Raw genomic sequence first — 21,424 nt, 5'->3', positions numbered from 1 at the left:
TCACGCCGATGACTGCGCGTCGCCTCAGCAGCGGGCACGTGCCGTCCTCCCCCGTCGGTCCCTCGTGTCTGGTGGTGCCACCACCACCATAAGTTCCGACTCCCCACCCGTATTCCGTTCGCCCGAAGCTCTTTCCATGGCGATCGACACCACCACCCAGACCTCCCCCGCAGCGGTCACCGCGGCGCCCGGCCTCCCCCGGCTGTCGACGCGTGACAAGCTCGTCCTGTTCGTGCTGTGCGCGGCCCAGTTCATGGTCGCGCTGGACTTCTCCGTGCTGAACGTGGCGCTGCCCGCCCTCGGCCGCGACCTCGGCATGAGCCAGTCCGCGCTCCAGTGGGCCGTCACCGCGTTCGCACTGCCCTCCGGCGGCTTCCTGCTGCTGTTCGGCCGCGCCGGCGACCTGTTCGGGCGCCGCAGACTGTTCCTGGCCGGCCTGGCCCTGTTCGGCGCGGCCTCGCTGCTGTCCACCCTCGCCTGGGACCCGGCCTCGTTCCTCGCCGGGCGCGCCCTCCAGGGGCTCGGCGCGGCGGCGATCGTACCGACCGGCATGTCCCTGCTGACCACCACCTTCCCGGAGGGGCCGGCCCGAGATCGCGCCCTCGGCATCTCCGGCACCCTGCTGTCGCTGGGCTTCACCATCGGCATGGTCGCGGGCGGCACCCTCACCGACACCTTCGGCTGGCGCTCCACGATGGCCCTGCTGACCCTGTTCGCGCTGATCGTGCTGCCGCTGGCGCCGGGCCTGCTGCCGGAGTCGCGCACCCCGGACCGCCCGCGCCTGGACGTGCCCGGCGCCATCACCGTCACCACCGGACTGCTGTCCCTGATCTACGCCCTGTCCACCGCCGCCGACCACGGCTTCGGCCGCGCCGACGTCATCGCCGCGCTGGCCGCGGGGCTGGTCCTGCTGACCGCGTTCGTGCTGGTGGAGTCCCGCTCCGCGGCGCCCCTGGTCTCCCTGCCGATGCTGCGCCGCCGCACGGTGGCGTGGGGCAACATCGGCGGTCTGGTCACCTTCTCGATGATGTCCACGATCGTCTTCGTGCTGACCCTGTACCTCCAGGAGATCCTGGGCCTGTCCGCCTTCGAGACCGGTCTGGTCTTCGGCTTCCAGGGCCTGCTGTCGGTCGTCGCCGGCACCCTCGCCCCGAAGGTCATCGGCCGCCTCGGCGCCCGCCGCACCCTGGTCGGCTCGCTGACCGGCCAGGGCGCGCTGACCGCGAGCCTGCTCCTGCTGGGCACCCACGGCTGGTCGGTGTGGCTCGCCACGGCGGCGGTGGCCCTGGCCAGCATGTGCCACCTGGGCGCGATCATCTCGTACGGCCTGACGGTCACCTCCGGTGTGCCGGACGAGGAGCAGGGGCTGGCCACAGGACTGGTGACCTCCACCCAGCAGGTCGGCATCACGGTCGGCATCCCGCTGCTGGGCGTGCTGGCCACCACCTCCGGCTCCCTGCTGACCGGCGTGCACACGGTGATCGCCCTGGACACGGCGATCGTGCTCGGCGCCGCCCTCCTGATCGGGCTGGGCCTGCGCCGCTCCAGGGTCTGACCTCAGTCCGGCGTCCGGACGATCCCGCTTCGCGCGGCCGTGTGCACCACACGGCCGCGCGCGCCGTTGACCGGCGGTGGGTACGGCGCGACATGCCCGCACTCGACGCCGGCGAGGATGGGCACACGCCCGGCGGCCGACCGGTACGGCACCGGAATCAGGGCCGGTCGAGCCGTAGCCGTTCCGGCCTCGGCAGCCCCGCGACGACGAGGTCGTACGAGTCCTCGATCAGCTCGCGCACCAGCCGGTCCGGCAGTGGGCCGTCGGCGGTGACGGTGTTCCAGTGCCGCTTGTTCATGTGCCAGCCGGGGACGATCAGGCCCTCGTGGTCGGCGCGCAGCCGTACCGCGTCCTCCGGGTCGCACTTGAGGTTGACCGTCAGGGGCCGCGCGGCCAGGTCCGTCAGGGCGAACATCTTGCCCAGCACCTTGAAGACCGAGGTCCGCGGGTCGAACGGGAAGTCCTCCACGGCCGCGTTGAAGGACAGGCAGAAGGCGCGCAGCTCCTTCGGGGTCACTCGGGCTTCTCCTCGGCCGTGGGTTCGACCAGCACCGTGACGATCTTGTTCCGGCGGCCGGCGGAGGACTCCGCGGTGAGCTTCAGCCGCCGCTCGTCGGGGAGTTCGACCTCGCTGGACGCGCCCGCGATGGGGACGCGACCGAGGGCCTTGGCGAGCAGTCCGCCGACGGTCTCGACGTCCTCGTCGTCGTACTCCTCCAGGCCGTACAGCTCGCCGAGGTCGGTGATGTCCAGGCGGGCGGTGACCCGGAAGCGGCCCCCGCCCAGGTCCACCACGGGCGGCAGCTCGCGGTCGTACTCGTCGGTGATCTCGCCGACGATCTCCTCCAGGATGTCCTCGATGGTGACGATGCCCGCGGTGCCGCCGTACTCGTCGATGACGACGGCGACGTGGTTGCGCTCCTTCTGCATCTCGCGCAGCAGGTCGCCCGCGTTCTTGGTGTCGGGCACGAAGACCGCCGGGCGCATGGCGGTGGAGACCAGGTCGTTCTCCGCGTCCCGGCTGATGTGCGTCTTGCGGACCAGGTCCTTGAGGTACACGATCCCGACGATGTCGTCCTCGCTCTCCCCGGTGACCGGTATCCGGGAGAACCCGGAGCGCAGGGCGAGGGTGAGGGCCTGCCGGATGGTCTTGAAGCGCTCGATGGTGATCAGATCGGTGCGCGGCACCATCACCTCGCGCACCAGGGTGTCGCCCAGCTCGAAGACGGAGTGCACCATACGGCGCTCCTCGTCCTCGATCAGCGACTCCTTCTCGGCCAGGTCGACCAGCGCGCGCAGCTCCGCCTCGGAGGCGAACGGGCCGCGCCGGAAGCCCTTGCCGGGGGTGAGCGCGTTGCCGATGAGGATCAGCAGCGAAGGGATCGGGCCCATGATCCGGGCCAGCGGCACCAGGACGTACGCGGCCACGGTCGCGGTGTTCAGCGGGTGCTGGCGGCCGATGGTGCGCGGGGAGACCCCGACGGCGACGTACGACACCAGGACCATCACCGCGATGGCGACCAGCAGCGCCTGCCAGGTGACCGGGAAGGCCTCCAGGCAGGCGTAGGTGACCAGGGCCGCGGCCGCCATCTCGCAGGCGACGCGGACCAGCAGGGCCACATTGAGGTAGCGGGTGGGGTCGGCGGCGATCTGCGCCAGCTTCTCGCCGCCGCGCCGCCCGGACTTCACGGCCTCCTCGGCCCGGAAGCTGGAGACACGGGCGAGGCCCGCCTCCGCGCAGGCGGCGAGCCAGGCGACGACGACCAGCGCGATCGCGCCGATCACGATCTGCGGGGACATCCGGCCGCTTACGAGACGGTCGGCGCCGGAGACGGCCCGGTCAGGCCGCGCTCGGCCCGCCAGCCGTCCACGATGGCGGCCTGTAGCCCGAACATCTCGGCCTTCTCGTCCGGCTCCTCGTGGTCGTAGCCGAGCAGGTGCAGCACGCCGTGGACGGTGAGCAGCTGGAGCTCCTCGTCCATGGAGTGCTGCGTCGGGGCCTCGGCGCCCTGCTTGGCGGCGACCTCCGGGCACAGCACGATGTCGCCGAGCAGGCCCTGCGGGGGCTCGTCGTCGTCCTTGCCCGGCGGACGCAGCTCGTCCATCGGGAAGGACATGACATCGGTGGGCCCGGGCAGGTCCATCCACTGGATGTGCAGCTGCTCCATGGCGTCCTCGTCCACGACGATCACGGAGAGCTCGGAGAGCGGGTGGATGCGCATCCGCGCGAGCGCATAGCGGGCGATGTCGAGGATCGCCTGCTCGTCGACCTCGGTGCCGGATTCGTTGTTGACGTCGATCGACATGCTCGTGCCGGTCTACTTCCCCTTGGTGCCCTTGGCGCCCGGTCGGTGGCCGCCCTTGTGGGAGCCGTTCTCGGTGCCGTTCTTGCTGTCGTACTTCTCGTACGCGTCGACAATACGGCCCACCAGCTTGTGCCGTACGACATCGTGCGACGTCAGCCGGGAGAAGTGCACGTCCTCGACGCCCTCCAGGATCTCCTGGACCTGGCGCAGACCCGACTTCTGCCCGTTCGGCAGGTCGACCTGCGTCACATCGCCCGTGATCACGATCTTCGAGTCGAAGCCGAGCCGGGTGAGGAACATCTTCATCTGCTCGGGGCTCGTGTTCTGGGCCTCGTCCAGGATGATGAACGCGTCGTTGAGCGTACGCCCGCGCATGTAGGCCAGCGGTGCGACCTCGATGGTTCCGGCGGCCATCAGCTTGGGGATGGAGTCCGGGTCGAGCATGTCGTGCAGCGCGTCGTACAGCGGGCGCAGGTACGGGTCGATCTTCTCGTAGAGGGTGCCGGGCAGGAAGCCCAGCCGCTCGCCGGCCTCGACGGCGGGGCGGGTCAGGATGATCCGGTTGACCTGCTTGGACTGGAGGGCCTGGACGGCCTTGGCCATGGCCAGGTAGGTCTTGCCGGTGCCGGCGGGGCCGATGCCGAAGACGACCGTGTGCTTGTCGATGGCGTCGACATAGCGCTTCTGGTTGAGGGTCTTGGGGCGGATGGTGCGGCCGCGCGAGGACAGGATGTTCTGCGTCAGCACCTCGGCCGGGGTCTCCGAGCCTTCGCCCGTACCGTTGTCGCTCGCCTTGAGCATGGCGATCGAGCGCTCCACTGCGTCCTCCGTCATCGGCTGCCCGGTGCGGAGCACCAGCATCATCTCGTCGAACACGCGTGAGATCAGGGCGACGTCCACCGGATCCCCGACCGTGCTGATCTCATTGCCCCGGACATGGATGTCGGCCGCCGGGAAGGCCCTCTCGATCACGCGCAGGAGGGAGTCGCCGGAACCCAGAACGGTCACCATGGGGTGCTGGGCGGGGACGGTGAGCTGTGCTCTCGCCTGCTCCTGCGCGGGGGTGTGAGCTGTGGGTGTCTGTGTCATGGGCCGGCGCGAAGGCCTTGCGCTTCCTCCTGATCACGACCGCACAACCAAGGGCGGCCTCGTCGCTGTCCAGAGTACGCCGGACGGCTCAGAAGCCTGTAGGACTTTTCCCCCGGCCGGACGGCGTGCCCCGCCCGCCCCGGCCCGCCCCCGTCCGTCAGCTGGGGCCCCGGAAGCCGATCGTGGGCACGGCCCGGCGCAGCGGCCACGGCCGGTCCAGCTCCTCCGGGACCAGCCGGTCGAGGAAGGCGTACCGCTCCAGCGCCATCGGGTCCTGGGCCGGCAGCGACTGGACCCGCCGCCACCAGGCGCCGATCTCCGACCAGCCCGGCGCCGACAGGGACCCGCCGAACTCCTGCACCGACAGCGCGGCCGTGAGCCCCGCGAAGGCCAGCCGGTCGGCCAGCGGCCAGCCCGCGAGCGACCCGGTGACGAAGCCGGCCACGAAGACGTCCCCCGCGCCCGTGGGGTCCAGCGCCTCCACCGCGATCGCCGGGACCTCCGCCGCCTCGCCGGTACGGCGGTCCACCGCGTACGCGCCCTCCGAGCCCAGCGTCACCACCGCCACCGGCACGTACTCGGTGAGCGCGTGCGCGGCCAGCCGCGGGCAGTCGGCGCCCGTGTACCGCTTCGCCTCCTCCGCGTTGGGCAGGAACGCCTCGCAGTGTTCGAGGTCGGGCAGCCCGGCGAGATCCCAGGCGCCGGTGTCGTCCCAGCCCACGTCGGCGAAGATCCGGGCCCCGCCGCGCGCGGCCTGGGCGATCCAGGGGGCGCGGCGGCCCGGCGTGAGGGAGGCGACGGCGGCGCGTGCGCGCGGCGGGCAGTCGGGGGCCGGTTCCTCGGGCGGCGGCTCGTGCCCGTGCGAGACCATCGTCCGCTCGCCCTCGTACGCCATGGACACGGTGACCGGCGAGTGCCAGCCGGGCACCGTCCGGGAGGGCGTGAGGTCGATCCCCTCGCCCTGTTCGAGGGCGTCCCAGCAGTACTCCCCGTAGTGGTCGTCCCCGAACGCCGCCGCGAGCGAGGTGCGCAGTCCGAGCCGGGCCAGCGCGCTGGCCATGTTGGCGACCCCGCCGGGGCTGGAGCCCATGCCGCGCGCCCAGGACTCGGTGCCGCGCACGGGGGCGGAGTCCAGGCCGGTGAAGATGATGTCGAGGAAGACGGTGCCCGTGAGGTAGACGTCCCAGGGCGGGTCGCCGGGGGCGCGCAGCGCGGCGAGCGGATCGACCTGGGCCTGGCGGTGGCCCGCCGGGGTGAGGTGCTCGGGTTCCTCTCCGATGAGGGTGTGCGACGAGGTCACGGTGCGCTCCCTGGTGTGCTGGATCTGGCCAGTGTGCACCACCGGGAGCGCCGCGCACGGGCATACGGGCGGGCCCGCGCGCACAGCGAAAGAGCCCCACCCCGCACACGGCGGGACGGGGCTCTGTCTGGAGCGCCGGGCAGGCCTTGCACCTGCATCTCCCCGCAGGAAGCGGGGCGTCTTTCCTTGGACCACCAACGCACTGCCTGGCTACCGGAGTTCCGGCGGCCTCGACATGATCAATCATAGCCCATGCCGGGGCCGGGTCCGGACACCCTCAGAACACGTACGCGTCCACCTCGGCCAGATACCGGGCGCGGCGCTCCTCGTCGTCCTCCAGGAAGGAGGCGAGGAAGGAGTTGCGGGCCAGTTCGCGCAGCCGCTCCCCGGTCAGCCCCAGACTCTCGCGCACCGCCTGGAAGTTGTCCTCGGCGTAGCCGCCGAAGTAGGCCGGGTCGTCGGAGTTGACCGTGCACAGCAGCCCCGCGTCCAGCATGGCCGGCAGCGGGTGGTCGGCCAGGGTGTCCACCGCGCGCAGCCGGACGTTGGACAGCGGGCACAGGGTGAGCGGGATGCGCTCGCGCACCAGCCGCTCCACCAGGGCGGGGTCCTCCATGCAGCGCAGCCCGTGGTCGACGCGCTCGATGCCGAGCAGGTCCAGGGACTCGGAGATGTACTCCGGCGGCCCCTCCTCGCCGGCGTGCGCCACCCGGCGCAGCCCCAGCGCGGCGGCGGTCTCGTACACCTCGCGGAACTTCACCGGCGGGTTCCCGACCTCGGCGGAGTCCAGGCCGATGCCGGTGATCCGGTCGAGGTACGGCCGCGCGGCCTCCAGGGTCTCCAGCGCGGAGTCGGCGGACTCGTCGCGCAGGAAGCACAGGATGAGCCGGGTGGAGACGCCGTGGTTCTCCTCACTGCGGCCGAGCGCCCGCCACAGCCCCGCCACGACGGTGCCCATGTCCAGGCCCCGCGCGAGGTGGGCCTGCGGGTCGAAGAAGATCTCCGCGTGCCGCACGCCCTGCGCCGCGGCGCGGGTCAGATAGGCGTTGGCCAGGTCCTCGAAGTCCCGCTCGGTCCGCAGGACGGTCATCAGCTCGTAGTACAGGTTCAGAAAGGACTGGAGGTCCTCGAACCGGTACGCCTCGCGCAGCTCGTCCGTGTCGGCGTAGCGCAGCTTCACGCCGTTGCGGGCGGCCAGCTCGAAGGCCAGCTCCGGCTCCAGGGTGCCTTCGATGTGGAGGTGCAGTTCTGCTTTGGGGAGGGGCATCAAAGCATCGTACGGCGCACTTACCGTCGTTTCGGAACCGGCACTCGCTGGAGGTCGTACGCCACGGTCAGCTCACCCGTGAAGCCCGCGGCCCGCGCCTGCCGCTCGAACTCCGCCGGGTCCGGGTACCGCTGGCTGAAGTGGGTGAGCACGAGGTGCCGTACCCCCGCGTCCCGCGCGACCGCTCCGGCCTGCCCGGCCGTCAAGTGGCCGTGCTCCACGGCCAGTTCCTCGTCCTCGTCCAGGAAGGTGGACTCGATGACCAGCAGGTCGCAGCCCTCGGCCAGCGCGTGCACGCCCGCGCAGAGCCGGGTGTCCATGACGAACGCGAACCGCTGTCCGCGCCGCACCTCGCTGACCTCCGCCAGCGTCACGTCCCCGAGCCGTCCCTCGCGCTGGAGCACGCCCACGTCCGGCCCCCCGATCCCGTGCGCGGCGAGCCGCTCGGGCAGCATCCGGCGGCCGTCGGGCTCGGTCAGCCGGTACCCGTACGACTCCACCGGGTGCGAGAGCCTGCGGGCCTCCAGGGTGTACGACGGGGTCACCGCGAGGGTGCCGTCGGCGGTCACCGGGACCTCGGTGACGCCGACGGTCTCCCGGTAGGCGGTGGCGTACCGCAGCCGGTCGAAGAAGCGCTGCCCGGAGGCCGGGTAGTGCGCGGTGATCCGGTGCGGCACCCGGTCCAGGTTGATGCGCTGGATGACCCCGGCGAGGCCGAGGCTGTGATCGCCGTGGAAGTGGGTGACGCAGAGCCGGTTCAGGTCGTGCGCGGCGACCCCGGCGCGCAGCATCTGCCGCTGGGTGCCCTCGCCGGGGTCGAACAGGATGCCCTCGCCGTCCCAGCGCAGCAGGTAGCCGTTGTGGTTGCGGTGCCGGGTAGGGACCTGGCTCGCGGTGCCGAGGACGACGAGTTCACGGACGGACATGGCGGGTTATCCAGGCGGCCACTGAAGACCGCGGCCGCCGAGCACGTGGCCGTGGGCGTGCCAGACGGTCTGGCCGGCGCCGGCGCCGGTGTTGAAGACGACGCGGTAACTGTCGAGCTTCTCCTCGTCGGCCACGGCCTGGGTCTCGCGCAGCACGTCCGCGGCGATCTCGGGGGCGCCGGCGGCGAGCGTGGCGATGTCCCGGTAGTGGGCCTTGGGGATCACCAGGACGTGCGTGGGGGCCTGGGGGTTGATGTCCCGGAAGGCGACGGTGGTCTCCGTCTCGCGGACGACGGTGGCCGGGATGTGGCCCGCGACGATTTTGCAGAACAGGCAGTCGTCCTGCGGTTCTCCAGCCATTTCGCGTGCGCTCGCTTTCGCCGGGAGGTCGGGTTCGGGGGGGATCATCGTAGTCGGTCGGATGCGGGTGGTTCGTGGCTGGTCGCGATCCACGCGGCGGGGCCGCGGATCGGCACGGCCCCGCGCCCCTTTCAGGTCGGCAAGGCGGGCGGGGTCTTCGCGGGAACGGACTCCAGCGACTCCAGTGCCAGCCTGATCGCCTCGTCCAGTTGGGGGTCGCGGCCGGCGGCCCAGTCCTGGGGAGTGTGTACGACCTCCACGTCCGGGTCGACGCCGTGGTTCTCCACGGTCCAGCCGGGGCCGTCCAGCCACATGGCGTACTTGGGCTGGGTGACCAGGGTGCCGTCGACCAGGCGGTAGCGGCTGTCGATGCCGATGACGCCGCCCCAGGTGCGGGTGCCGACGACGGGGCCGATACCGAGGGCCTTGATGGCGGCGTTGACGATGTCGCCGTCGGAGCCGGAGAACTCGTTGGCGACGGCGACGACGGGGCCGCGCGGGGCGTACATGGGGTAGCTGAACGCGCGGCCCCCGCGCGGGAGGTCCCAGCCGACGATGCGGCGGGCCAGTATCTCCACGACGAGCTGGGAGGTGTGGCCGCCGCGGTTCTCCCGGACGTCCACGATCAGGCCCTCGCGGGCGACCTCGACGCGCAGGTCGCGGTGGATCTGGGCCCAGCCGGGGGCCTGCATGTCGGGCACGTGGAGGTAGCCGAGGCGGCCGCCGGATCGCTCGTGGACATGGGCGCGGCGGTCCGCGACCCAGGCGTGGTAGCGCAGGGGCTCCTCGTCGGCGAGCGGGATGACGACGACGTGCCGGGGGTCGCCGCCCGCCGCGGGCGAGACGGTGAGTTCGACGGGGCGGCCGGCCGTGCCGGTGAGCAGCGGGCCGGGTCCGGTCAGCGGGTCGACGGGGTGGCCGGCGACGGCGAGGATCGCGTCCTGGGGGCGGACGGCGACGCCGGGCGCGGCGAGCGGGCTGCGCGCCTCGGGGTCGGAGGTCTCCGACGGAAGGATGCGGTCGACGCGCCAGCTGCCGTCCTCGTGGCGGGAGATGTCCGCGCCGAGCAGGCCCTGGCGGGGGCCGTCGCCGTAGCCGCCGCGGGGGCTGACGTAGGCGTGCGAGGTCCCGAGCTCGCCGTGCACCTCCCACAGCAGGTCCACCAGGTCGTCGTGGGTGGCGAGGCGGTCCAGGAGGGGGCGGTAGCGGTCGAGGACGCCGTCCCAGTCGACGCCGCCGAGGTCGGGGCGCCAGAAGTTGTCCCGCATGAGGCGGCCGTTCTCGTCGTACATCTGCCGCCACTCGGCGGCGGGGTCGACGGTCTGCCGGATGCGGCCGAGGTCGACGGTGATGTGGCAGTCGCTGTCCTCGTCGGCGGAGGCGCGGCGGTCGCTGGGTACGACCTTGAGCTTGCCGTCGGTCCACAGCAGGACCCGCTTGCCGTCGCCGCTGACCTCGAAGTGGTCGGCGTCGGCGGCGAGGTGTTCCAGGCGCTGCTGGGCGAGGTCGTAGCGCTCCAGCTCGGTGTGCGGGTAGGGCTCGTCGGGGGTGGCGCGGGTGGTGCCGAGGACGCCGTGCAGCGGGTGGCGCAGCCAGAGCACGCCGTCCTTGGCGGCACGCAGATGGCCGTAGCGGGCGGACTCGACCGGGAAGGGCACGATGCGGTCGGCGAGCCCGTCGAGGTCGATCCGGGTGCTGGGCACACCCTCGCTGTCGGGGGTCTCCCCCTTGTCGGAGGTCTCGAACGGACGGCCGTGACGCTGCGGTCCGAACGGGGAGGGGGTGGTCGCGGCGAGGGTGATCAGGTAGGGGCGGGTGCCGCCCACGAAGGCCAGGTCGAAGGCGTGTTCGTCGTAGACCGGGTCGAAGGAGCGGTTGGAGAGGAAGGCGAGGTGCTTGCCGTCGAGGGTGAAGGCGGGCGCGTGGTCCTGGAAGCGCAGCGGGGTGGCCTCGCTGACGGTCAGGTCGGTGGTGTGGGCGAGGCGCAGCTGGCTCAGCGGGCGGGGGCCGGGGTGGGTCCAGGCCAGCCAGGCGGAGTCGGGCGAGAAGGTGAGGTCGCGGACGTCGCCGTCCTCGCTGTGGTCGACCTCGCGGACCTCGCCGGTCTCCCGTTCGACCAGCAGGAGCCGGCCGTCGTGGGCGGCGACGGCGGCGCGGCTGCCGTCGGGGGCCATGGCGAGTTCCAGGACCCGGCCGAGGCGTCCGGCGGCGAGCCGGCGGGGGGTGGCGCCGAGGGCGGGGCCGGTGGCGGGGGCGAACTCCAGGGCGTCCTCGCCCTCGGCGTCGGTGACCCAGACCACCCACTCCTCGCCGTCGGCGCGGAAGGTGCGGGGCAGCCGGGTGCGGACGCCGGGTTCGGCGGCGAGGGCGCGCACCGGACCGGAGCGGTGGGTGACCCAGTGGACGGTGCCGCGCACGGCGACGGCGCTGCCGCGGGCGGTGTGGTCGGGGGCGGCCGGGCCGAACCAGCGGGAGGCGTCCACCTGGAAGGGCTGGAGATCGACGCGGGGGCCGCCGAGGCGGATGTCCAGTGCGCGCGGGGCGGCGCCGTCGAGGTCGTCGAGGAGCCAGAGCCGGCCGGCGCTGGAGTAGACGACGCGGGTGCCGTCGGTGGCGGCGTGCCGGGCGTAGAAGGTGTCGAGGGGGGTGTGCCGGCGCAGGTCGGAGGCGTCGGCGCGGGAGGAGTAGAGGGCGCCGGTGCCCTCGTGGTCGGAGAGGAAGGCCAGGCGGTCGCCGACCCAGAAGGGGTACTCGATGTTGCCGTCGAGTTCTTCGTGCAGCCGGGTGAACTCCCCGTTTCCGTCCCGGTCGATCCACAGCTTGCCGGCGGTGCCGCCGCGGTAGCGCTTCCACCAGGCGGCCTCGCGGCCCATCGGGGCGGACAGCAGCACGGTGTGCGGGCCGTGGGCGACATCGCCGACGGGGCCGTACGGCAGGGTGGTGGCGGGTCCGCCGTCGAGGGGGACGGCGCGGGCCCAGGTGCGGCGCCGGCTGGGCTGGCCGGTGGTGCTCAGCGCGAGGACATGGCCCTCGGGGGTCCAGCCGAGCACCCGCGTCTGCCAACTTCCCCAGTAGGTGAGGCGTTTGGCGGGTCCGCCGTCGAGGGGCGCGACGTGCACCTCGGGGGCGCCGTCGCGGGTGGAGGTCCAGGCGAGGGTGGTGCCGTCGGGCGAGATGCGGGGGTGGTTCACCGGGATGTTGTCGGCACTGGCCCGCCAGGCGCGGCCCCCGTCGAGGGGGGCGAGCCACACGTCGTCCTCGGCGGTGAAGGTCACCAAGTCGCCGCGCAGGTGCGGGAATCGGAGGTAGCCGGAGGTTCCTGTCGAAGCGCCCTGAGTCACCCCGTCACCTTACGCAGCGGCCGCCGTCCGCGGGGCCCGTTTCGATCACTTGCCCGCCACGGGCAGGCAGTTGGGGTCGCTCTGGCACCACAGGGTGCGGGTGACGGTGACCGTGACGGCGGGCTGCGCGCCGACGGGCGGGTAGCTGGGCGGGCGGTAGGTGAAGGTGGGCGGCCGGTACGCCGGGGCCGGCGCGGTCGCGCAGTCGCCGAGCCCGCTGACGTGGAACACCTGCCTCCCCTCGACCCTGGCCCGCAGGTCGCCCCGGACGCAGGCTCCGTCCACGGCACGGGTGACCTCGCCGTTCACGGTGATCCGCTCCCGGTCGCCGGTCTCGCCCCGGCAGTCGACGGAGACCACACCGCCGCGCCCCGGCGCCGCGGTCGCCCCGGCGGCCGGGCGCGAGTCGCCGCTGCAGGTGAGCCAGCCGACGTGGACGTCCGCCTGTTCCAGCCGCGCGGTCGCCGTCGTCCCGGTGGTGTACGCGACCCCGGCCGACCCGAGCACATCCGACTGGCAGCCCACGGCACCGGCTGCGGCCACACCGACGATCCCGGCGAGAACGGCCACACGCGGCCGAATCCACATGAATGCCCCCATGCACGGCAGAGTGCCAGCGCGAGGGGGACGGACGGAAGCGCCCGCCCGCGCACTCACCCGTTCGGCGTGCCGGTTCCTTCGAAACGGCGTACCCGCCGGGGTGGTTCAGCCCCGCAGCAGCAGCCACTCCTGGAGCTCCACCAGGTTGCCCTCGGGGTCCTTGAGGTGCGCGACGCGCATGCGGTCGGTCATCGGGGTGGGGGGCTGGAGGAGGGTGGCGCCGCGGGCGGTGATCTCGGCGCAGTAGGCGTCGAGGTCGTCGACGCGCAGGACGACCAGGGAGCGGTGGCCGTCGGCGGGGCCGGCGAGTTCGGGCAGCAGCTCGGCCATCATGGCGCGGTCCTGGAGGGCGATCCCGGCGGACCCGGTGTGGGGGCTGAACTTCTCGTAGGGGCCCTCGCTCGCGCCGGACTGCGGCTTCAGGCCGAGGACGTCGGCGTAGAAGCGGTAGCAGGCGGCGAAGTCGCTGACGAGCAGCCGTACTTGGGCGAGTTCCATGGTGTCCCCGGTCGTGGTTCAGGACCAGCGGCCGGTGCGCCCCAGGAGGAGGGCGGCGGCCGCGGTGCCGGCGGTGGAGGTGCGCAACACGCTGGGCCCGAGGACGTACGCCCGCGCGCCCGCCTCCTCGAACAGCGCCAACTCGTCGCGGGAGACGCCCCCTTCGGGCCCGACGACGAGCACGATATCGCCCTCGGCGGGGAGTTCGGCGGTGGCCAGCGGCTCGCTGGTGTGCCCGAAGTCGGAGTGCAGCACCCCGGCGAAGTCGGCCGCGGCCAGAAGTGCCGCGACCTGCTTGGTGGTCGCCGCCTCGGCGACCTGGGGGAAGCGGACCCGGCGGGACTGCTTGCCGGCCTCGCGCGCGGTGGCCCGCCACTTGCCGAGCGCCTTCAGACCGCGCTCGCCCCGCCACTGCGTGATGCAGCGCGCGGCCTGCCACGGCACGATCGCGTCGACCCCGACCTCGGTCATCGTCTCGACGGCCAGCTCCCCCCGGTCGCCCTTGGGCAGAGCCTGTACGACCGTGATCCGGGGCCGCGGCTCGGGCTCCTCGGACACCTCCGGCATCCGTACGACGAGACGGTCCTTGCCCTCGCTGCCGAGCACCTCGCACACCGCGTAGCGCCCGGCGCCGTCGGTGAGGACCACCTCCTCACCGGCCTCCAGGCGCTTGACCGAGACGGCGTGCCGGCCCTCGGGTCCGTCCAGGACGTAGCGGTCGCCGTCCGCGGTGAAGTCCGGCACGACGAAGACGGGCGCGGTCACCGGGCACCTCCCGCGGCGAACGCCGCCCGGGCCTCGGCGAGTTCGGCGGCGAGCACCTCCACCAGCTGTCCGGCGGGCAGTTCCCTGGCCAGCCGGTGGCCCTGGCCCGCCCACAGCGCCATGCCCTGCGCGTCCCCGGCCTTCGCGGCGGCCTTGCGCAGCGGCGAGGTGAGGTGGTTGACCTCCGGGTAGGCGGCGGGCGCGTACGGGCCGTGCTCGCGCAGGAAGCGGTTGACCAGTCCGCGCGCGGGGCGGCCGGTGAACGCGCGGGTCAGCTCGGTGCGGACGAACAGGGGGTTGGTCAGCGCCTCCTTGTGCACGGCGGGGGCGCCGGACTCGGGGGCGGCGAGGAAGGCGGTGCCCAGCTGGGCCGCGCTCGCGCCCGCCGCGAGGACGGCCGCGATCTGGGCGCCGCGCATGATGCCGCCGGCCGCGACGACGGGGAGGTGCACGGCCTCGCGGACCTGTGTGATCAGGGAGAGCAGGCCGAGGCCGGTGCCGTCGTTCTCCGGGACGTCCCGGTGCGTGCCCTGGTGGCCGCCGGCCTCCACGCCCTGCGCGATCACCGCGTCCGCTCCGGCCCGCTCCACCGCGACGGCCTCCTCGGCGGTGGTGGCGGTGACCAGCGTGACGGTCCCGGCCCGCCGCAGCCGTTCCAGCGCGTGGCGGTCCGGCACCCCGAAGTGGAAGGAGACCACCGGCACCGGGTCGTCCAGGAGCACGGCGAGCTTGGCGTCGTAGCCGTCGTCGCGGCCGTGGTCCGGGTCGCCCAGCTCGGTCTCGTACCAGGCGGCCTCACCCGCGAGCTGATGGGCGTAGACCTCGACCGCGCCGCTCTCCGCGTACTCGGGCTGCGGCATGAAGACGTTGACGCCGAAGGGCCGGTCGGTGAGGCTCCGCAGCCGCTTGATCTCCTGGTACATACCGTCGGCCGTCTTGTACCCGGCGGCCAGGAACCCGAGCCCGCCGGCCTCGGAGACGGCGGCGGCGAGCTCCGGCACCGAGACGCCGCCCGCCATGGGGGCCTGCACGATCGGGTGCCGGAGGAGATCGGTCAGTGCGGAGGACATGCCCGCATGGTGTCACGTCCACCGAACAAGTCCGAATCGGGCGTCAGGATCGGCATATTCCACTCCGTGCCCGGTCAGAGGCCGTGCGGGGTGCCCGTGGCAGCCCTCGGTCGGAGACCGTGACGGGTGCTGCGGCAGCCCAGTCGGAAGCCGGGCCAGGCGCCATGACAGCCCCCGGTCAGAAACCGCGACGGAGGTGGTCGCGACAGCCCCGACCGGAAGCCGCGACGGAGATGCCGCGACAGCCCCCAGCCGGAAGCCGGGCCAGGCGCCGCGACAACCCCTGATCAGAAACCGCGACGGGGGTGTTGCGACAGCCTCGGCCGACAGCCGCGACGGAGGTGCCGCGACAGCCCCCGGTCAAAAGCCGGGCCAGGCGCCGTGGCAGCCCCCGGTCGGAGGTCGCCACGGCAGGCCTGGCACGGCCGGAGGCTCAGCGGCCGTTGAACGCGTCCTTCAGCCGCGAGAACAGCCCCTGCTGACCCGGCTGGAACTGGCCCTGCGGGCGCTCCTCGCCGCGCAGCTTGGCCAGCTCGCGCAGCAGCCGCTCCTGCTCGGGATCGAGCTTCGTCGGCGTCTGCACCTCGACGTGCACGATCAGGTCGCCCCGGCCGCCGCCCCGCAGATGCGTGACGCCCCGGTTGTGCAGCGGGATCGACTGCCCGGACTGGGTGCCGGGCCGGATGTCGATCTCCTCCATGCCGTCCAGCGTCTCCAGCGGCACCTTGGTGCCGAGGGCGGCCGCGGTCATCGGGATCGTCACCGTGCAGTGCAGATCGTCGCCGCGGCGCTGGAAGCGCGGGTGCGGCAGCTCGTGGATCTCCACGTACAGGTCACCGGCCGGACCGCCGCCGGGGCCGACCTCGCCCTCGCCGGCGAGCTGGATCCGGGTGCCGTTGTCGACACCGGCCGGGATCTTCACGGTCAGCGTGCGCCGCGAGCGGACCCGCCCGTCACCGGCGCACTCCGGGCACGGCGTGGGCACCACGGTCCCGAAGCCCTGGCACTGGGGGCACGGCCGCGAGGTCATGACCTGGCCCAGGAAGGACCGGGTGACCTGCGAGACCTCACCGCGGCCGCGGCACATGTCGCAGGTCTGCGCCGACGTGCCCGGAGCCGCGCCCTCGCCGTTGCAGGTGTTGCAGACGACCGCGGTGTCGACCTGGATGTCCTTGGTCGTCCCGAAGGCCGCCTCGTCCAGCTCGACCTCGATCCGGATCATCGCGTCCTGGCCGCGCCGGGTGCGCGAGCGCGGTCCGCGCTGCGACGCCGTGCCGAAGAACGCGTCCATGATGTCGGAGAAGTTGCCGAAGCCACCGGCCCCGAAGCCGCCCGCGCCGGCGCCGCCGGACTGCGAGAGGGGGTCGCCGCCGAGGTCGTAGACCTGCTTCTTCTGCGGGTCCGACAGCACCTCGTAAGCGGCGTTGATCTCCTTGAACCGCTCCTGGGTCTTCGGATCGGGGTTGACGTCCGGGTGCAGCTCGCGCGCGAGCCGACGGAACGCCTTCTTGATCTCATCCTGCGACGCGTCGCGGCGCACGCCGAGAACGGCGTAGTAGTCCGTGGCCACTTACGACTCCGCCAGGATCTGTCCGACGTACCGTGCCACTGCGCGTACCGCTCCCATCGTTCCCGGATAGTCCATGCGGGTCGGTCCGACCACGCCGAGCTTGGCAACCGCCTCGCCGCCCGAACCGTAGCCCACCGACACCACGGAGGTTGAGTTGAGTCCTTCGTGGGCGATCTCGTGCCCGATGCGCACGGTCATGCCCGGATCCTTCGCCTCGCCGAGGAGCTTGAGGAGCACGACCTGCTCCTCCAGGGCCTCCAGGACGGGCCGGATCGTGAGGGGGAAATCATGTCCGAAGCGGGTGAGATTGGCGGTGCCGCCGATCATCAGCCGCTCCTCGTTCTCCTCGACCAGTGTCTCCAGAAGGGTGGAGAGCACCGTGGAGACCGTACCGCGATCCTCGTGTTCGAAGGCGTCCGGCAGGTCCTCGACCAGCTTCGGCACGTCCGCGAACCGGCGGCCGGCGACCCGGCTGTTGAGCCGCGCGCGCAGGTCCGCGAGGGACGCCTCGCCGAACGGCGCCGGGCAGTCGACCATCCGCTGCTCGACCCGGCCGGTGTCCGTGATCAGCACCAGCATCACGCGCGCCGGGGCGAGCGCCAGCAGCTCCACGTGCCGCACGGTGGACCGGGTCAGGGACGGGTACTGCACGACGGCGACCTGCCGGGTCAGCTGCGCGAGCAGCCGCACCGTACGCGCCACGACGTCGTCGAGATCGACGGCGCCGTCGAGGAAGTTCTGGATCGCGCGGCGCTCGGGCGCGGTCATCGGCTTGACGCCCGCGAGCTTGTCGACGAACAGCCGGTAGCCCTTGTCGGTGGGGATGCGCCCCGCGCTGGTGTGCGGCTGCGCGATGTACCCCTCGTCCTCCAGGGCCGACATGTCATTGCGCACGGTCGCCGGGGACACACCGAGGTTGTGCCGCTCGGTCAGGGCCTTGGACCCGACGGGCTCCTCGGTGCCGACATAGTCCTGGACGATGGCGCGCAGTACCTGAAGCCTGCGTTCACTCAGCATTCGCGCGCACCTCCAGCACGTCGTCCCCTCACTTGCGAGGCTGTCCCTCTTGTGTCCGTCTTGGCACTCTTCGCATGCGAGTGCCAGCGTTCCCCGGCCCAGTGTACGGCCGTGGGGTACGCACCGGGCAAGGTCGGTGCCCGTGCGACCGCTCCTGCGGCTAGCGTCGCGGTATGACGGTGACTTGGGAAGAGGGTGGCTGGGAGCGGTTGACCGCCGGGGTGGGGCGGTGCCGGCTGCCGGGCTGGGACTGCACGGCGGGGCTGGTCCTGGGCGCGGACACGGCGCTGATGGTGGACGCCGGGTCGAGCCTGGCGGAGGGGGCGCGGCTGCGGTCCGCGGCCGAGGTGCTCGCCGGTGGACGTGTGACCCATCTCGCGCTGACCCATGTCCATTTCGACCATGTCTTCGGGACTCCGGCGTTCGCGGGGGCCGAGGTGTACGCGGCGGTGGGGGCGGACGGGGTGGTCCGCCGCGGGCGGGACGAGCTGCGGTACGACGCGGTCCGCCACGGGCTGCCCGCGGACGAGGCCGAGGAGGCGGCGCTGGCGCTGGTGCCGCCGCGGCACCTGGTCTCCGGGGAGCGGACCCTGGAGCTGGGCGGTGGCCGCCAGGCGCTGCTGGCCAATGTGGGCCCCGGCCATACCGCTCATGACCTGGTGGTTCTGGTGCCGGGCGAGCCGGAGGTGGTGTTCTGCGGGGACCTGGTGGAGGAGTCCGGGGAGCCCCAGGCGGGCCCGGACGCCGTACCCTCGCGCTGGCCGGACGCGCTGGACCGGCTGCTGGCGCTGGGCGGCGAGGACGCGCTGTACGTGCCCGGTCACGGGGCGGTGGTCGACGCGGCGTTCGTACGACGCCAACGGGACGCGCTGGCCGCGCGGTTCGGCGTGAACTGAGCCGCACGCGCGCGGCCTTACCGGCGTGTCGTGAGCGCGCGCCCGCGGCTTCTCCTATCGTCATCCGAATGCGCCCACCCGTCTCCCACCACCGCCCTTCCAACGGGGGCCCTTCGGGCCCGCGCTCCCGCCGGTACTCCGCCGACCTGACCCCTCCCTGGAAGAAGTCCCAGCCGGTGCCGGAGGTGCCCGCCGAGCCGGGGCTGGTCGTGGAGGAGCCCGGTACCGGGTTCTGCGGGGCGGTGATCCGCTGCGAGGCGGGCACGGTGACGCTGGAGGACCGCTTCGGCAAGCACCGGGTGTTCCCGCTGGAGCCGCGCGGCTTCCTGCTGGAGGGCCGGGTGGTGACGCTCGTACGACCCTTCGCCGGCCCGGCGCGCCCCGCCCGCACCGCCTCCGGTTCCGTCGCCGTCCCCGGCGCCCGCGCCCGGGTGGCCCGCGCCGGGCGCATCTACGTCGAGGGCCGGCACGACGCCGAGCTGGTCGAGAAGGTCTGGGGCGACGACCTGCGCATCGAGGGCGTGGTCGTGGAGTACCTGGAGGGTGTGGACGACCTCCCCGCGATCGTCGCCGACTTCGCCCCCGGTCCGGACGCCCGCCTCGGCGTCCTCGTGGACCACCTGGTGCCGGGCACGAAGGAATTCCGTATCGCCCGGTCGGTGACCAGCGAACACGCGCTGGTCGTGGGCCATCCGTACATCGACATCTGGGAAGCGGTGAAACCGGCGTCGCTGGGGATCGCGGGATGGCCTCGGGTGCCCCACGGCCAGGACTGGAAGACGGGCGTGTGCCGCGCCCTGGGCTGGCCCGCGGACAACACCGGCGCGGTGTGGCAGGCGATCCTGAAGCGGGTGAACTCCTACAAGGACCTGGAACCGGAGCTGCTCGGCCGGGTGGAGGAGCTGATCGACTTCGTCACGGGTAGCGGTGGGGCCTGACGTTGGGGAGGGTTCCGAACTCGCTCGTGTCCAGTTCGATCCCCAGGGCCTCCAGCCGGACCGGATCCCCGAATTTGGTGATCTCCTGGCTCAGGTAGTCGGCGTCCTCCCCCTGCCCTGACGGTTTCGTCAGCCGGACGCACTGCGCCATGATCGGGTCGATGACGAGGTAGGTGGAGATCCTTCCCGCCGCGTAGATCGAACGCTTGACCACGTAGTCGTTGTGGGCGCTTGACTTGGAGACGATCTCCACCACCGCCGTGACCAGCTCTGACGGCAGCAGGTGCCCCGAGTCGGGCAGTACGTCCGGTGCCGCGACGACCAGATCCGGGACGGGCACGCTGTCCTCGCCGGCGATGCCCACGTCCTGGGTCTGGATCGGGTACCACCGTTCCAGGGGAATCTGCCGCTGGGTGTGCAGCGCGATCAGGTTGTGCACCAGATCAGGGCTGGCCATCATCATGATTACCCCCCGGAGAAGCTCAGCCTTGACGCCCTCGGGAGGCTCGAACTTGTCGAAGCACTCGGCCAGTCCACGCTCGTCCACAGCGGTCATCTCCGTGGCCTCCACATCTGCTGCGTCCTTTCGGCAGCAGCCTAGGAATCAGGTTAAGGACCGAACCGGCGTTCCGCACCGATTCACTCGCCGGGGTGATCAGTCCACCAGGTCCCGTACCACCGCGTCCGCCAGCAGCCGGCCCCGCAGGGTGAGGGCGGCGCGGCCCTCGGTGTAGGGGGCGGGCTGGAAGAGACCGTCCGCGAGGGCGCGGCGGGAGGCGGCGAGGCCGGTTTCCTTCAGCAGGGAGAGCGGGACGCCCTCGCGGAGCCGGAGTTCCAGGAGGACGCGCTCGACCCGGCGGTCCTCCGCGGACAGCACCTCGCGACCCGCGCCCGGCGAGCGGCCCCCGGCCAGCGCGGCAGCGTAGGCGCCGGGGTGTTTCACGTTCCACCAGCGCACGCCGCCCACATGGGAGTGCGCGCCGGGGCCCGCGCCCCACCAGTCCGCGCCCCGCCAGTACAGCTCGTTGTGCAGGCAGCGGCCCGCCTCGGAGGTGGCCCAGTTGGAGACCTCGTACCAGTCGAAGCCGGCGGCGGAGAGGGTCTCCTCGGCGATCAGATAGCGGTCGGCGTGCACGTCGTCGTCGGTCATCGGGACCTCGCCCCGGCGGATCCGGCGGGCGAGCTGCGTGCCCTCCTCCACGATGAGGGCGTACGCGCTGACGTGGTCGGGGCCCGCGCCGATCGCCGCGTCGAGGGAGGCCCGCCAGTCGTCGTCGCTCTCGCCCGGAGTGCCGTAGATCAGGTCGAGGTTCACATGCCCGAAGCCCGCCGCACGGGCCTCCGACACGCACGCCTCGGGGCGGCCGGGGGTGTGGGTGCGGTCGAGGATCTTCAGCACATGCTGCTTCGCGCTCTGCATCCCGAAGGAGATCCGGTTGAAACCGCCTGCGCGGAGGGTGGCGAGGTAGGCCGGGTCGACCGACTCGGGGTTCGCCTCCGTGGTGACCTCGGCGTCCGGGGCGAGCCCGAACTCGTCGCGGATCGCCGCCAGCATCCGTACGAGATCGCCGGCCGCCAGCAGCGTGGGCGTACCGCCGCCGACGAACACCGTGCGCACCGGCCGGGGGTCGTCGCCGAGCACCTTGCGGGCGAGCCGGACCTCGTCGACGAGCGTCTCGGCGTAGTTGTCACGGGAGGCCAGCACCCCGCCGGTGCCGCGCAGCTCGGTCGCGGTGTACGTGTTGAAGTCGCAGTACCCGCAGCGGGTCGCGCAGTACGGGACGTGCAGATAGAAACCGAGCGGACGCTCCCCCGCCCCGTCGAGCGCGTGCGCGGGCAGCGCACCGTCATCGGGTACGGGCTCACCGTCGGGGAGTGCGGAAGGCATACGCCTATTGTCCAGCACCGCCGCGCGGTCCTGAGCGA

At 72.6% G+C, this 21,424-nt stretch carries 20 protein-coding genes; 3 read left to right on the top strand and 17 right to left on the bottom strand.

Going from position 1 to position 21,424, the window contains the following annotated elements:
- Positions 1–136: 136 nt before the first annotated feature.
- Positions 137–1,555, top strand: a complete 1,419-nt coding sequence (locus tag ACE4Q9_RS22475) for an MFS transporter (RefSeq protein ID WP_397986017.1) — start codon at positions 137–139, stop codon at positions 1,553–1,555.
- A 157-nt stretch (positions 1,556–1,712) separates the two neighbouring features.
- Here the strand turns inward: ACE4Q9_RS22475 and ACE4Q9_RS22470 are convergent, their stop codons facing one another.
- The 15 genes from ACE4Q9_RS22470 to hrcA form a co-directional block, all read right to left on the bottom strand.
- Complete coding sequence (locus ACE4Q9_RS22470) at positions 1,713–2,072, bottom strand: MmcQ/YjbR family DNA-binding protein (protein ID WP_397986016.1); 360 nt, start codon at positions 2,070–2,072, stop codon at positions 1,713–1,715.
- The gene (locus ACE4Q9_RS22465) at positions 2,069–3,355 is read right to left on the bottom strand and encodes a hemolysin family protein (RefSeq protein WP_397986015.1); all 1,287 of its coding nucleotides are present in this window, start codon (positions 3,353–3,355) and stop codon (positions 2,069–2,071) included. Before ACE4Q9_RS22465 ends, ACE4Q9_RS22470 begins: the two co-directional genes overlap by 4 nt.
- Before the next feature lie 8 nt (positions 3,356–3,363).
- A complete protein-coding gene (ybeY, locus tag ACE4Q9_RS22460; RefSeq protein WP_397986014.1) occupies positions 3,364–3,861 on the bottom strand; it encodes an rRNA maturation RNase YbeY in 498 nt (165 codons plus the stop codon).
- Between the two features lie 12 nt (positions 3,862–3,873).
- Positions 3,874–4,950: a PhoH family protein gene (locus ACE4Q9_RS22455; RefSeq protein ID WP_397986013.1), complete on the bottom strand. Its 1,077-nt coding sequence runs from the start codon at positions 4,948–4,950 to the stop codon at positions 3,874–3,876.
- A gap of 157 nt (positions 4,951–5,107) precedes the next feature.
- On the bottom strand, positions 5,108–6,250 hold the full coding sequence (locus tag ACE4Q9_RS22450) for a carbohydrate kinase family protein (RefSeq protein ID WP_397986012.1): 1,143 nt from the start codon (positions 6,248–6,250) through the stop codon (positions 5,108–5,110).
- A gap of 277 nt (positions 6,251–6,527) precedes the next feature.
- Positions 6,528–7,517: an adenosine deaminase gene (locus ACE4Q9_RS22445; RefSeq protein ID WP_397986011.1), complete on the bottom strand. Its 990-nt coding sequence runs from the start codon at positions 7,515–7,517 to the stop codon at positions 6,528–6,530.
- 20 nt (positions 7,518–7,537) lie between these two features.
- Positions 7,538–8,443 carry a ribonuclease Z gene (locus ACE4Q9_RS22440; RefSeq protein WP_397986010.1) on the bottom strand — a complete coding sequence of 302 codons (906 nt, stop codon included), beginning with the start codon at positions 8,441–8,443 and terminating at the stop codon, positions 7,538–7,540.
- A gap of 6 nt (positions 8,444–8,449) precedes the next feature.
- The gene (locus ACE4Q9_RS22435; protein WP_397986009.1) at positions 8,450–8,803 is read right to left on the bottom strand and encodes a histidine triad nucleotide-binding protein; all 354 of its coding nucleotides are present in this window, start codon (positions 8,801–8,803) and stop codon (positions 8,450–8,452) included.
- A 131-nt stretch (positions 8,804–8,934) separates the two neighbouring features.
- Positions 8,935–12,093: a S41 family peptidase gene (locus ACE4Q9_RS22430; RefSeq protein WP_397987300.1), complete on the bottom strand. Its 3,159-nt coding sequence runs from the start codon at positions 12,091–12,093 to the stop codon at positions 8,935–8,937.
- Between the two features lie 96 nt (positions 12,094–12,189).
- A complete protein-coding gene (locus tag ACE4Q9_RS22425; protein ID WP_397986008.1) occupies positions 12,190–12,714 on the bottom strand; it encodes a hypothetical protein in 525 nt (174 codons plus the stop codon).
- Positions 12,715–12,849: 135 nt separating this feature from the next.
- Complete coding sequence (locus ACE4Q9_RS22420) at positions 12,850–13,242, bottom strand: VOC family protein (RefSeq protein ID WP_397986007.1); 393 nt, start codon at positions 13,240–13,242, stop codon at positions 12,850–12,852.
- 18 nt (positions 13,243–13,260) lie between these two features.
- Positions 13,261–14,007 carry a 16S rRNA (uracil(1498)-N(3))-methyltransferase gene (locus ACE4Q9_RS22415; protein WP_397986006.1) on the bottom strand — a complete coding sequence of 249 codons (747 nt, stop codon included), beginning with the start codon at positions 14,005–14,007 and terminating at the stop codon, positions 13,261–13,263.
- Positions 14,004–15,077 (bottom strand): nitronate monooxygenase, encoded by a 1,074-nt coding sequence (locus ACE4Q9_RS22410; protein WP_397986005.1) that lies wholly within the window; start codon positions 15,075–15,077, stop codon positions 14,004–14,006. The genes ACE4Q9_RS22415 and ACE4Q9_RS22410 overlap by 4 nt, the downstream gene beginning before the upstream one ends.
- Positions 15,078–15,510: 433 nt before the next feature.
- Positions 15,511–16,647: a molecular chaperone DnaJ gene (dnaJ, locus tag ACE4Q9_RS22405; RefSeq protein WP_397986004.1), complete on the bottom strand. Its 1,137-nt coding sequence runs from the start codon at positions 16,645–16,647 to the stop codon at positions 15,511–15,513.
- Entirely contained in the window at positions 16,648–17,664 is a 1,017-nt protein-coding gene (gene hrcA / locus ACE4Q9_RS22400) for a heat-inducible transcriptional repressor HrcA (protein ID WP_111582045.1), read from the bottom strand.
- A 173-nt stretch (positions 17,665–17,837) separates the two neighbouring features.
- Here hrcA and ACE4Q9_RS22395 point away from each other — a divergent pair, with 173 nt between their 5' ends.
- Both ACE4Q9_RS22395 and ACE4Q9_RS22390 read left to right on the top strand, forming a co-directional pair.
- Positions 17,838–18,560, top strand: coding sequence for an MBL fold metallo-hydrolase (locus tag ACE4Q9_RS22395; protein ID WP_397986003.1), 723 nt, complete (start codon positions 17,838–17,840; stop codon positions 18,558–18,560).
- Between the two features lie 68 nt (positions 18,561–18,628).
- Positions 18,629–19,498, top strand: a complete 870-nt coding sequence (locus ACE4Q9_RS22390) for a DUF3097 domain-containing protein (RefSeq protein WP_397986002.1) — start codon at positions 18,629–18,631, stop codon at positions 19,496–19,498.
- Here ACE4Q9_RS22390 and ACE4Q9_RS22385 read toward each other — a convergent pair.
- Positions 19,476–20,054: a Uma2 family endonuclease gene (locus ACE4Q9_RS22385; protein ID WP_397986001.1), complete on the bottom strand. Its 579-nt coding sequence runs from the start codon at positions 20,052–20,054 to the stop codon at positions 19,476–19,478. The two genes, ACE4Q9_RS22390 and ACE4Q9_RS22385, sit on opposite strands and share 23 nt — an antisense overlap.
- A gap of 99 nt (positions 20,055–20,153) precedes the next feature.
- Entirely contained in the window at positions 20,154–21,386 is a 1,233-nt protein-coding gene (gene hemW, locus ACE4Q9_RS22380) for a radical SAM family heme chaperone HemW (protein ID WP_397986000.1), read from the bottom strand.
- Positions 21,387–21,424: the final 38 nt, after the last annotated feature.

Source organism: Streptomyces sp. AM6-12, from assembly GCF_044327085.1.
Lineage (GTDB): Bacteria > Actinomycetota > Actinomycetes > Streptomycetales > Streptomycetaceae > Streptomyces.
This window is presented reverse-complemented; position numbering and strand designations above follow the sequence as displayed.

Excerpts from the sequence above, each read along its gene's own strand:
- ACE4Q9_RS22475 (WP_397986017.1), top strand. The coding sequence starts at position 137 with ATGGCGATCGACACCACCACCCAGACCTCCCCCGCAGCGGTCACCGCG.
- ACE4Q9_RS22465 (WP_397986015.1), bottom strand. The coding sequence starts at position 3,355 with ATGTCCCCGCAGATCGTGATCGGCGCGATCGCGCTGGTCGTCGTCGCC.
- ybeY (WP_397986014.1), bottom strand. The coding sequence starts at position 3,861 with ATGTCGATCGACGTCAACAACGAATCCGGCACCGAGGTCGACGAGCAG.
- ACE4Q9_RS22455 (WP_397986013.1), bottom strand. The coding sequence starts at position 4,950 with ATGACACAGACACCCACAGCTCACACCCCCGCGCAGGAGCAGGCGAGA.
- ACE4Q9_RS22445 (WP_397986011.1), bottom strand. The coding sequence starts at position 7,517 with ATGCCCCTCCCCAAAGCAGAACTGCACCTCCACATCGAAGGCACCCTG.
- ACE4Q9_RS22440 (WP_397986010.1), bottom strand. The coding sequence starts at position 8,443 with ATGTCCGTCCGTGAACTCGTCGTCCTCGGCACCGCGAGCCAGGTCCCT.
- ACE4Q9_RS22435 (WP_397986009.1), bottom strand. The coding sequence starts at position 8,803 with ATGGCTGGAGAACCGCAGGACGACTGCCTGTTCTGCAAAATCGTCGCG.
- ACE4Q9_RS22420 (WP_397986007.1), bottom strand. The coding sequence starts at position 13,242 with ATGGAACTCGCCCAAGTACGGCTGCTCGTCAGCGACTTCGCCGCCTGC.
- ACE4Q9_RS22410 (WP_397986005.1), bottom strand. The coding sequence starts at position 15,077 with ATGTCCTCCGCACTGACCGATCTCCTCCGGCACCCGATCGTGCAGGCC.
- hrcA (WP_111582045.1), bottom strand. The coding sequence starts at position 17,664 with ATGCTGAGTGAACGCAGGCTTCAGGTACTGCGCGCCATCGTCCAGGAC.
- ACE4Q9_RS22395 (WP_397986003.1), top strand. The coding sequence starts at position 17,838 with ATGACGGTGACTTGGGAAGAGGGTGGCTGGGAGCGGTTGACCGCCGGG.
- ACE4Q9_RS22390 (WP_397986002.1), top strand. The coding sequence starts at position 18,629 with ATGCGCCCACCCGTCTCCCACCACCGCCCTTCCAACGGGGGCCCTTCG.
- ACE4Q9_RS22385 (WP_397986001.1), bottom strand. The coding sequence starts at position 20,054 with ATGACCGCTGTGGACGAGCGTGGACTGGCCGAGTGCTTCGACAAGTTC.
- hemW (WP_397986000.1), bottom strand. The coding sequence starts at position 21,386 with ATGCCTTCCGCACTCCCCGACGGTGAGCCCGTACCCGATGACGGTGCG.